Origin of the sequence: Acinetobacter thutiue (genome assembly GCF_030385805.1) — a bacterium.
Taxonomy (GTDB): Bacteria; Pseudomonadota; Gammaproteobacteria; order Pseudomonadales; family Moraxellaceae; genus Acinetobacter; species Acinetobacter corruptisaponis.
Window position 1 is genome coordinate 143,966 of the sequence record NZ_JAUDZE010000005.1, and the last position, 12,125, is coordinate 156,090.

The 12,125-nt window shown below is 46.1% G+C and carries 7 protein-coding genes; 2 read left to right on the forward strand and 5 right to left on the reverse strand.

Features of this window, described 5'->3' with window-relative positions:
- Nucleotides 1–9: 9 nt before the first annotated feature.
- Nucleotides 10–336, forward strand: coding sequence for a chaperone modulator CbpM (locus tag QTA56_RS12295; RefSeq protein ID WP_267981230.1), 327 nt, complete (start codon nucleotides 10–12; stop codon nucleotides 334–336).
- A 22-nt stretch (nucleotides 337–358) separates the two neighbouring features.
- Here the strand turns inward: QTA56_RS12295 and QTA56_RS12300 are convergent, their stop codons facing one another.
- The 3 genes from QTA56_RS12300 to rpsO form a co-directional block, all read right to left on the reverse strand.
- Nucleotides 359–1,582: a magnesium transporter CorA family protein gene (locus QTA56_RS12300; RefSeq protein ID WP_267981260.1), complete on the reverse strand. Its 1,224-nt coding sequence runs from the start codon at nucleotides 1,580–1,582 to the stop codon at nucleotides 359–361.
- 86 nt (nucleotides 1,583–1,668) lie between these two features.
- Nucleotides 1,669–3,756, reverse strand: coding sequence for a polyribonucleotide nucleotidyltransferase (gene pnp, locus QTA56_RS12305; protein WP_267981261.1), 2,088 nt, complete (start codon nucleotides 3,754–3,756; stop codon nucleotides 1,669–1,671).
- Between the two features lie 269 nt (nucleotides 3,757–4,025).
- Nucleotides 4,026–4,295 carry a 30S ribosomal protein S15 gene (gene rpsO, locus QTA56_RS12310; protein ID WP_004637724.1) on the reverse strand — a complete coding sequence of 90 codons (270 nt, stop codon included), beginning with the start codon at nucleotides 4,293–4,295 and terminating at the stop codon, nucleotides 4,026–4,028.
- A gap of 237 nt (nucleotides 4,296–4,532) precedes the next feature.
- On the opposite strand from rpsO, the gene QTA56_RS12315 reads away from it, so the two are divergent.
- Nucleotides 4,533–5,831: a serine hydrolase domain-containing protein gene (locus QTA56_RS12315; RefSeq protein ID WP_267981231.1), complete on the forward strand. Its 1,299-nt coding sequence runs from the start codon at nucleotides 4,533–4,535 to the stop codon at nucleotides 5,829–5,831.
- 725 nt (nucleotides 5,832–6,556) lie between these two features.
- Here QTA56_RS12315 and recD read toward each other — a convergent pair.
- Together recD and QTA56_RS12325 are read right to left on the reverse strand one after the other, a co-directional pair.
- Entirely contained in the window at nucleotides 6,557–8,308 is a 1,752-nt protein-coding gene (recD, locus tag QTA56_RS12320) for an exodeoxyribonuclease V subunit alpha (RefSeq protein WP_267981232.1), read from the reverse strand.
- A gap of 99 nt (nucleotides 8,309–8,407) precedes the next feature.
- Nucleotides 8,408–12,124: a UvrD-helicase domain-containing protein gene (locus QTA56_RS12325; RefSeq protein WP_267981233.1), complete on the reverse strand. Its 3,717-nt coding sequence runs from the start codon at nucleotides 12,122–12,124 to the stop codon at nucleotides 8,408–8,410.
- Between the last annotated feature and the right edge of the window lies 1 nt (nucleotide 12,125).

The following is a 12,125-nucleotide window of genomic DNA, read 5'->3' on the forward strand; positions in this document are numbered from 1 at the left end:
AGCAAGATCATGACAACCATTCAATACAAAGAAATTCAATATAACGGTCACTGCCAGGTTGAAATCATTGATGAACAATTGGCACTTGATCTTGAGCATTTTGCCGAAGCCTGTGGTCAAAGCACCGACTGGGTACTCAAGCTGATCGACTACGACATTTTGCAGATTCAGGTTGATCCGCAAAGCCACCAGTTCATTGGTGAAGATGTTGCCCGCGCCCGTCGTGCCTACCGTTTACAGCGTGACTTTGATGCCAGCCTATCTGCAGTTGCGGTGATGCTGGACCTGATTGATGAAGTGCAGCAACTCCGCAGGCAGTTAAAACATTTTCATTGAGTTTGGGAAATGACCAAATCCACTATTTAAGTTTGGTCATTTTCTCAACCTCTTTGAGGGTTTGTTTAATCGGTTCATAGTCCAGAAACCAGAGCAGATTCAGGTTGCGTTGTTTATGCTGCTGTGCCAGTAGGTCAATGACGCTACGCTCACCCCGCCCCACCAGATGCTGCTGATAGAAATAATACAGCAACAGCACTGTACTCAACAGCATCACCGCCAGCATGATCCAGAACCCGACAGGAGACTTTAATCCTGGAATAAACTCAAAGTTCATTCCGTAAATTCCCGTCAGCAAGGTCAGGGGTGCGAATACGGCGGTGATGATCGCCAAAATCCGCATATTTTCATTGGTCTGGTTGGCAATCGCCGAAAAGTGTAAATCAATGGCTGATTGAATGGCGTTTCTCAAGCGCAAGGTATGCTTTTGCACACGCTCCACATGGCTCATCAGGTCATTCAGCCGAACCAGAAGAATGTCCTGGGTTTTGTGTTTATGTTCACTGACCACATGATGGTAGTTGTCCACCAGCTCATCCCGAAATTCCTGCAAGGTCTCAATCTGTTCCTCACACAGGTTTTCAATCTGCTGGAATGCCATATCCTCATGGAACAACTGATGCCATTGCTTAAAACGGCGGTTGCCCTGCAACAGTTGCTGTTGCCAGTATTCAACACGGCGTGTCAGTGGGGTGCGCAGGTTTAAGTAGCCATCAATCATGCTGTTGAGCAGGCGCAAACAGAGATCCGCTGGGGTACTGGCCAGTTTACGCGGTTTATTCTGCTCCTCAATCGCCCGCCCCATAATGGTCTGGATGCGTTGGATATAGCTTTCCACCGCCTTATTGCCCTGCTCCCTTAAACTGATCAGGACATTGGGGGTGAGGATAAAGCTCATCGGTGTGGTGGCCAGGCCAAAAACACTTTCATGGGATTCCAGCGGACTGTCACTTTCATAAATCTGGTCGTCTGGGCTAATCAGTTTGCGGAACACCAGCAGGTCATATTCCTCGACACTGTCGAAAGCACAGGGATGTTCGATATTGAGCAGGTCGCGCATATGAAACTCATTCAAAACCAGCCCTGTGTGCTCATAAACATTGTTCTGCCAGGATTCTGTATGGTTGACCAGATCCTGTCTTAAACTATCCACCCACAAAAATTCCAGCGTATGCTCTGATTGTTCTTCGGCACTAATAAAAATCGTATCTTCACTGTTATGACGATAAAAATAATAAAGCTGCATAACCCTGATATTCATCTAAATCCTAAAAATATCATGCCATAAAAAAGCCCGCACAAGGCGGGCTTTTTGTCAGTCGATTGCAGCGGTTACGCTTGCTCAATGTCTTTCATGGTTAGCTTGATACGACCACGGTTATCCACATCGGCAACCTGAACCTTAACGTCCTGACCTTCTTTTAATACGTCAGTCACGTTGGCAACACGTTCATTTGAAATTTGTGAAATGTGAAGCAGACCGTCTGTACCTGGCAGGATATTCACGAATGCACCGAATTCAACGATACGAATCACTTTACCTGTATAGATTGTGCCTGGCTCAACTTCAGCAGTAATCGCCTGAATCTTGGCAATCGCAGCTTTAGCAGCAGCCTTGGTTTCACCAAACACACGCACTGTACCATTGTCTTCGATATCAATCGCAGCCTTGGTTTCCTCAGTGATTTGACGAATGGTTGCACCACCCTTACCAATCACGTCACGAATCTTGTCTGGGTTGATGCTGATCACTTCAAAGGTTGGCGCATTGGCGCTGATTTCCGCACGGGCACGTGAAATCACCTTGTTCATTTCGTTCAGGATGTGCATACGACCAGCAAATGCCTGATTCAATGCAACTTCCATGATTTCTTCGGTAATTCCTTCAATCTTGATGTCCATTTGCAGTGCAGTGATCCCGTTTGCAGAACCCGCCACTTTAAAGTCCATATCGCCAAGATGGTCTTCATCACCCAGGATGTCAGAAAGCACTGCGAAACGCTCGCCCTCTTTCACCAAGCCCATTGCGATACCCGCAACTGGTGCCTTAAGTGGAACACCCGCATCCATCAGTGCAAGTGAAGCACCACATACAGACGCCATTGAAGATGAACCATTCGATTCAGTAATGTCTGAAACCACACGTAACACATACGGGAAACGGTCAACTGGAGGAAGTACCGCCTGTACACCACGACGCGCCAAACGGCCATGACCGATTTCACGGCGTTTAGGGCCAGATTCACGACCTGTTTCACCTACAGAGTATGCAGGGAAGTTATAGTGCAACATGAAGCTGTCAGTCTTCGTTCCAGCCAAGGTATCAACCATCAACGCATCACGTGTGTTACCTAGAGTTGCAGTCACAAGTGCCTGAGTTTCACCACGGGTAAACAATGCTGAACCATGGGCACGGCCCAACACGCCAACCTGAACATCGATACCACGAACTGTTTTAGTGTCACGACCATCAATACGCGGTTTGCCAGACAAGATGTTGTCACGAACGGTACGGTACTTAAGGTCTTCGAACAGGAAGTCAACTTCGTCCGCGATGCCATCAACATCTTCTTCAGGAATGAACTGCGCTTTTGCTTCTGCATAAAGCGCATCCAAAGCCGCATAACGGTCTTGTTTTACCGCAATGGTATATGCCTCTGAAATTTTTGCTTCAAACGCTTCTTTCAGTTTTGCACGTAATTCTTCATTGTGTGTTGGCGCAACCCACTCAGATTCTTTCGCACCAACGGCAGCGGCAAATTCTTTAATTGCCTGTACTGCAATTTGCATTTCATCATGACCAAACAGAACCGCACCCAGCATCTGGTCTTCTGAAAGCTCTTTCGCTTCAGATTCAACCATGAGCACTGCTGATTCTGTACCTGCAACCACAAGGTCAAGATCAGACTGTGCAAGCTGTTCAAGCGTTGGGTTAAGAACATATTCACCATTGATCAAGCCAACACGCGCACCACCAATTGGGCCACGGAAAGGTGTGCCCGCAATAGACAATGCAGCAGATGTCCCCAACATTGCAGCAATGTCAGCATCCATGGTTTTGTCAGAAGAAACAACTGTTGCCGTTACCTGGATTTCGTTGAAGTAACCTTCTGGGAACAACGGACGAATTGGACGGTCAATCAAACGAGAAATTAAAGTTTCTGCTTCAGAAGCACGGCCTTCACGCTTGCCATAGCCACCAGGGATACGACCAGCTGCATATTGTTTTTCTTGATAGTTAACAGTTAACGGGAAGAAGTCCTGCCCCGCTTTTGCTTTTGGCTGTGCAACCACCGCAACAAGAACAGTCACACCACCCATTGTGATCAACACTGTATTTGCCTGACGTGCAACACGACCCGTTTCTAAAACAACCTGGTGCTGACCAAATTGGAATTCTTTACGAACGATATTAAACATTGACATGTATTATATTTTCCTGGTTTCTTTTAAAAAGTTATTCTAGTGAGACCCCTAAGGTTTGGCATTCAGACCACAACTGGCGTGTGGATAAATGACAAAGCTTAGAAGCCATCGCACCAGATCAAAATTTTTAAATAAATTTAAACACAAAGAAGGAGCGAACATGCGCCCCTTCTAAAAATCGCCTAACTTAAATCAGGCGAAACTTTGTTTTCAGCGTTAAGGCATTGCAACATGCGAAATACCGAAAATAAAGCCAAATCGAATTAACGACGTAAACCTAATGCGCCGATCAAAGCAACATAACGGCCGTGATCTTTACCATTTAAATAGTCAAGTAGTTTACGACGCTGGTTTACCATACGGATCAAACCACGACGGCTATGGTGGTCATGTTTATGCTCTTTAAAGTGACCTTGCAAATCATTGATTTGAGCAGTCAACAAAGCAACCTGTACTTCTGGTGAACCTGTGTCGTTTTCAGCACGAGCAAATTTAGCGATGATCTCTGCGCGATCTGCGTTAGTTAAAGCCATTCGATTTCTCCGAGATGCTTAAAAAATAAAATGATAATGATCAGTTGCAAGCAACTGATTGCCGTGCATCACTACAGCAAGTCGCCTATTTTAAGTGATCTATGGCTATATTGCAAAAATGTTTTTATTTCGTCATTTAGACAATGACAATTGTCAGAAAAACAGGCAAACTATTTACCAATTCTGTTTTCAGTTTGTAACAGAAATGAAAGAAAACGAAAAATTAGCGAGGGAATCGTGAAAATCTTATCCACCAATACCTGTTATGTACCAGATGACCTCAATCAAGTCATTCGTTCCAAAGATGAAGTTGCAGCTGAATTGGGCGGCATGACGGAAAAGCAGGTCCAGAAGATTTGGGATAGTGTTGAATGTCTTTATAAAACGGGGAACTATCCTTTAATTACCTTATGTCTACGTAGACAGGGACAAATCCTGCTGAACCGTAGTATTGGTTATGCTCAGGGCAACTCTCCCGATGGTCTGGCGACAGATGCCAAGATCGGCACACCAGATACCCCCGTTTGCCTGTTCTCAGCCTCTAAAATGGTCACGGCAATGCTGGTGCATATGCTGGATGAGCGTGGTGACCTAAACCTGCTTGATCCAATTAGCTATTACATACCTGAATACGGGGTCAATGGCAAACGTCGTGCCACCCTGTTCCACCTGTTATCACATCGCGGTGGAATTCCACGGATTGAGGGTGAGGTCACCCCTGAACTGCTGTTTGATGAGAAAGAGATTTTAAAGCGTCTGTGTGCAGCCAAGCCCGTTTCACCATCAGGCACCCATCTTGCCTATCATGCCGTGACCGCAGGCTATATTCTGGGTGAGGTGGTAAAACGTGTCACAGGACAAAGTGTGCGTGAATATTTGGCTGAGCATATTGAAAAGCCAATGGGTCTGGATTATTTCAACTATGGCCTAAAACCTGAGTACCGTGCGGATGTTGCACTGAACTATGCCACTGGCATGCATCCAAGTTTGGGTACTGATCGTTATTTAGAGCATGTGCTGGGTGCTGGACTACAAACGGCTGTCGACATTACCAATGACACACGTTTCATGGACACCATCTGCCCTGCTGGCAACATCTACACCAGTGCAGAGCAGTCAGGACGTTTTTTTGAAATGTTGCTCAGCGGCGGTGAGTATCAGGGCAAACAGGTCATGAGTGCCAAAACCGTTTTCCGTTCCACCTTACCGACCTCTGGCGTCAGTATTGACCGTAGTTTACTTGCGCCGATGCGTTATGCTCTAGGGCCAATGCTAGGCAGTAACCCTATTGGCTTGTTTGGCCCAATGACGGGACAGGCGTTTGGACATATTGGCTTCTCAAATATTTTATGCTGGGCCGATCCAGAGCGTGACATCAGTGTGTCATTACTCACCACAGGAAAATCTGTGGTTGGTACCCACTTGCCCGCACTGGCAAAAACTTTGTACCAGATCTCAAGCAACTGTCCAAAAATCCCGAAAAACCAGCGCCGCTCATTATTTGCCACTGACCGTAGCGAAAATGATCTGGTTTAATCAGTTGAAAAACAACTACGCACAAAAAAGCCCAAGTTTTCGCTTGGGCCTCTGCGCGTAGTTTTTATTATTCTAGTTTTGATTTATTTTTATTCTTTATTGCTTGTTATTTTTTCATTCAGACCCTCTGAACGTTCCACAATATTATGATTTTTATGTTTCCTTTGGTTACATCTTCTTCCCTCTATACTTACTATTCTGTCAAAATTAATTATGGAGAAAAATAGCATTTTTCTCATCTCTTTGTAAGCAAAAACGTACGGTTCTGTATAACATTTAACTTAACAATCCAGAAAAATTGTTAGACAACAATATTTTACTCTCAGATGATGCCGTTATTTTTCAACAGATAAATGTCTATACACAAAACAGTGCAAATGAGCTATCACAATAATTGATTAAGTATGGTCCAAACGATATTGGTTAAAATAAAACCAATATTTATCATAATGTTATTCATTCAATATGGATAAAAATAAAAAAGCCCTGTAGTCTCTCCCAAAACTACAAGGCTTAGCGGCTGTAAGTTTCCTCTTTTATCACTTACCTCACTGTAAGTTCGCTGTCTTTTAGACTTTCTTATTATCGTTTTGCGATTTACCTAGCTTTCCGTGCTAGGCTCTTTGTGTGTACATAATCTCAAAAACACTCAGCTTGCTCTAGCGACAATATCTCGAATCCTTGTAAGCTTTTTCTTACAAAACAGTGAATTTTAAAGAATAAGTTTATAATCCAGCAAAATTGATCTTTTGTACTAAACCACTGCGGCGAACTGTTCGAATTGTAAGCGCCTGTTGCAAGGTGCCTGAATCGGCCAGAATACTGACCACTTTTTTGGCGCGTGTTACCGCGGTATAAATCAGTTCCTGACTCAGTAATTTCTCTGCGGGAGCATCCAGAACAATCGCGGTATGGGTAAATTCAGAGCCCTGTGACTTGTGAATGGTGAGCGCAAATGCAGTTTGCATGTTCCGAGGTAAGCGATGTGCAGCAATCCATTTATCCAGACTTGGAAAATACACCTCAAACTGCTGAGATTGGCTTCTATGTTTAAAACAAATGCCAATGTCTCCATTGGAAATTCCAAGCTGATAGTCATTGTAGGTCATCATCACGGGGCGGCCCACATACCAGTCGCCCACCGCAATCTGTTTAAGCTGCTGGTTGAGCCACTGTTCAGCATAGCGGTTCAGTTGCTGCAATCCCAGTTGACCATGTCGAACGGCGGTTAAAATTCGATAATCATCAAATGCCTGTATCACCTGCTGGATATGCGGTTCTGGTTCATCCGCCTGCACATAGTGTTGCAGTGCCTCAACATAGCCCTGAAATCCATACATCAGCTTTTGTTGATAGGGTTCAATTTCGAACTCACCATACTTGGGCAAATATTCCAGTTGAATAAAATCTGGCATCTCTTTGGATAATGCAATGGGTTGCAAGCTGGTAGGCGCAGCAATCTCCTGTTCCAGTCTGGTCAGTACCTGAGCATGTTGTGTTGGCTCCTGCTGGGCCTGAATAAATCTTGCCAGCTGTCCAATTTTTGCCTCACCCGCAAAACGGCGGCTTTTTTGCAACTGGACACGGTTTTCAGCCAAGCCCTTCACCTGCTGCAAGTCTGCCAGTACAGAACCCACATCCACAGAAGCAAGCTGATTGGCATCCCCCAGTAAAATAATGCGGCAGTTTTCAGGCACCGCTTCAAACAACAGGGTTGCCAGATTCAAGTCCAGCATGGAGGCTTCATCCACCACTATCACATCATAGGGCAAAGGCTGCTTTTGGTGAAAACGCGGGATCTGCCGATTACCCATACCCAACAACCGATGCAGGGTCTGGGTGCTTTGGTGGCGCAGTTCATCGGTGACCAATCCCGACTCAAGCAGTTTTGGATCATTTAATGAATGCTGCAAAGCCTCCTGCATACGCTGGGCTGCCTTGCCTGTGGGTGCCGCCATCGCAATGCGCAGGTCAGGAATCATCTGGTTCAGTACCGCGATAATACGCGCCAGCGTATAGGTTTTGCCTGTTCCTGGCCCACCTGTAATGATACCCAGCCATTGCTGCATCACCATTTTAAGGGCGGCCTGCTGATGTTCATCGCTGAGCAAGTGCTGATAAGGTGCCGTATCGACCAACTGAATCGTTTGTCGCTTTAATCGACAAATCTGATCAGCTAGGCGTTGTTCCAGTTGCCAATATCGGTATAATGCCAAGCCCTGCTGATCGTGGACGCATGGGGCAACCTGAGTGCCTGCAACATCGCTGCAAACCACCAGATCACCCAGTGCCTCAAGCTGTGCTGGATTTGCCTCAACACAACTGTCGCCTTGCAGGCTGGCCTCAATCAGTTGCTGTAAGATTTGCGCTGCACCATCTGCCTGAGCCGATTGGGAAAATGGTGCCTGTGTGAGGTAGTTACTCCACATCTCAAGCCAGCCTGCCGTTGCTGACTGATCATTTACTTGTTTGTCCACAGAGTTATCCTCAAACTTACCCACACGCTTGTCCACAAGGTTATAAACACATTTATCCACATGATAAACTGTTGTTTAATCTAAATTCATCACTTTTATCTACATTGGTTTGCCCATTTTATCCTCAGAGAAGTATCCAAGGATGGCATCCAGACGCAAGATAAATTCATCATCAGGTTTCCAGTACAGACAGCCCTGCTGCGCCTGTCCATTCATGCCACGCAAATACAGATAGGATGCCCCACCCAGATGCTGCTCAATCTGGTAATTCTGTAGTTTCACGCTTAGGTAGCGGTGCAGTGCCACCAGATACAAGGCCGCCTGTAACCAATAGCTCGACAGCGACATACTGTCCGCAATCTGGCTGGGCTGGTAATCTGCCTGTTCAGCGCCCAGATAGTTACTTTTATAATCGGCAATGTGATAACGCTGACCATCGAAATAGACCAAGTCGATTGAACCATTCAAGTAGCGGGCAGATTTCGCCTCCAGCAATTCAGGCATGCTGATGCCATATTCTGTGAACAGTTGCTGTACGCGCTGCATGGCCAGCACACGATCCGACAAGGCCAGATAAAATGGACATTCCGACAGATATTGTCCTGTCAGCAATTGTTTTAATTGAAAACCCTGATTCAGTGGCGTGGCCAATACCTCACCCAGCCATGCCGCGATCCATTGGTATAGTTGCTGCTCTGAGTTTTCCTGTGCTGGAAAATGATTCTGGTATTGATCCAGCAAGTCAAACCATAAGCCTTGATAGGTATTCTTAAAACGGCGGCGAATTTCCTCAACCCATGTTTCAGGTCGCTGAAAATCAATCTGCTCAAAAATCTCATGCAGGAAATTTCCAGCCAGTGTTCCTTTCGGAAAATACTGCTTAATCCACGCGATTGGTTGGGAAACAGGCGCAGATGCTGTCAGTATAACGTTTAGCTCATCTTCAGCCTGATCAAAGTTCTGCTCAATATTGGCCAGACGATCCGCATGACTAGCCTTGTGTCTTAAATGCTGTGCCAGATAACTGAAGCTGGTCTTGCCCCGTGCATAAAAACGCTGCATAGGTAAAGGCTGTGCGGAAAGTGGAATTCTTTGTTGGGTTTGCTGGCGGTGCAATGCCTGCGGCCGTTCCAAAACCAGAGCTTCATCCAGACAGTGTGGATGCTGGAATGCCCCACCCTGATTTTTCCAGAATGCCAATCCTGAAAGTTTGTTCTTATCGCCCTTTTCAGGTTCGAACACCGCATAGACCCGATGACTGGCACGAGTCAGCGCCACATACCACAAACGGTTCTGCTCAGCCTGCGCCCGTTGCTGGTGCTGATCCAGCTCATTCTGTTGCAGAAAGTTTTTATCCGCAATCGCCACCACACGCTGTGTTCGTGTTTGCCCTGTTTCTGGCAGCTGGATTTCTGTGGTTGAGAAATTTAAAGCCTCTTTTTTTGAGTCTGGTGCTGCTTTATTTGCTCCAAGCAAAAAGACGATTTTAAATTCCAGACCCTTGGACTGGTGGATGGTCATCAACTGCACCCCAGCTTCACTGGAAAGCTTATGCTCCAGCTCCCATTCACGGTCACTGGGGGAATTGAGCTGCTTTAAATACCAGTGATAGAGGTTTTGTGCCCCCTGCACATGCTCGCTGTGCTGGCTCAGGATATCAGTGAGATGGCGCAGATTGACCACTGCCCGTTCATTGTCCTTGCTTTGCGTTGCAACTAGTTGCTGCCAGATACCAAACTGATTCAGACAACGTTGCCATGCCACCAGAAATCCCTGATTCAGCCACATCTCACGGATGTCATCGAATTGCTGAATATAATGGCTCAAGCCCTCTGGACTTTGTTCCAGTGCCAACAGTCGAGTTAAATCAAATCCAAACAGTCGACTCAGCAAGGCACGCTTTAACTTGGCCTCATCATAGGGATGCAGCAAGGCCGTGAGTAAAGCGCCTATATCCTGAGCAATCTTTGAATCAAACACACTGCGCTTTGAGGGGCGATTGACACGGATTCCCAAGTGTTCCAGTACATACTGCACCTCGTCCAGTTGTCGGTGGCTACGGGAAAGCACCGCAATATCATCTTCACAAATGGCTTTGCGTACCTCACCATCCAGGCATAGCTGCTGTAAATGTGCCTGATTCAGCAAGCTTTGAATTTTCCATGCGACTTGAGTAGCTTGCTCATTGCCCTCTTGCAGTTGCAACCAGCGCAACGGCGCGGGATTAGGCTTTTCATTGTCAATCAGGGCAGGATGTGGACGCGAACCAGCCTGAATCGGGTCATAGATCACCTGCTCGCCAAAATCCATTTGCCGCTGAAACAGCACATCCACCACTTCAACCAGTTCTTTGACCGAACGGTGGTTGTGGATCAATTTATATTCACGTCCCTGCTTGGTCATAATATCCTGATAGGCATTCAGGAATGTCAGCATGTCGCCACCACGGAAGCCATAAATCGCCTGTTTACGGTCTCCGACCATAATCATGCAACCTTTTTGGTAACGCTGTGGATGCCGCCAGATGCTTGCCAGCATATCATCCTGATCCTGATTGGTGTCCTGAAACTCATCCACCAGAATCAATGGATAACGTGCCTGTACAAATACCGCAAAATGTTGTCCCTGCTCTCCCTTTAAAGCATCTGACAAGGTTTTAATCTGCTGGGCAAAAGTAGTTTCACCCTTTTGTTGCAGGATTTGCGGTAGTCGCTTCTTTACCTCAACACACAAATAAGCCTTTAAATAAACCTGTAGCTGCTCAAACTGTTGCTGGGTCTGCTGGATCGCCTGAAATAATGCCTGTAGTTGTAATAGGGTTGGATGCTGATAAAAGCCATCGGCGATTTCAGCAGGGCATTTTTTAAAAATCTTTTGATTGTCCAGCCTATCCAGAAACTTGAATACCGCATCACGCGCATCAGCAAAATAGGCATCAAAAATCTGGATGCTTTCAGGCTGTTTTAAGGCGTTCAATAAGCTTGGGCAATGCACTGTAAATAAGGTATGAAAGGCATGATTACGGAATGTCGTACCATTAATATGTGAATAATAGGCTCCATCTAGATGAAAATAATCTGCCAGTGTATCAAGGTCGATCTGGGTGGCCTGTTGTTGCCAATACTGTAACTGCGCCAGTTCAATCCCTGGCATGTCAGGCAACTTAAATTGTGCCGAGCTAAAATTGAGCGAGCTTTCCACCATGCCGATAAAATGCTCAACACTTTTTAGCCCGCCCACGCTATAAAGTGCATCAATCACCTGTTGTGGCTGCGACTGAATCCATTCGCGCAACACATCATGGATCAGTTGGCGGGTATAGCTCTTGGCATCCTCAGTAATTTGGGCACGTTCAATCTTTCCACTTTCAAAGGCAAACTCGCGCAACAGCTTCTGGCTAAAACTATCCAGTGTCCCGACAAACAGCTCATCCAGTTGGTCAATCACAAGTTTTAGCCGTTCACAGGCATAGGCGATACGTGGTGCAAAGGTTTTTAACACATGCTGTTTCAGTGGATCAGCTTCCTGCTCTGCCTGCATGTGAATATCAGTTTCCAGTACGCTGCGTAACGGTTCCAGATACTGCTGAATCTCCACCAGACGCAAACGGATACGGCTTTTTAATTCGGCAGCGGCAGCACGGGTAAAAGTGGTGGCAATGACCTGATTCGGCAAGTATTTTTCCAGAAAAATCCGCACCATCAAACTGGACAAGGTATAAGTTTTGCCTGTTCCAGCCGAGGCTTCGATCAGGTGCAGCCCCTCAAACTGAATATCCCGAATCGGTTGATAAGACACTGAATATTGTGAGTTCATG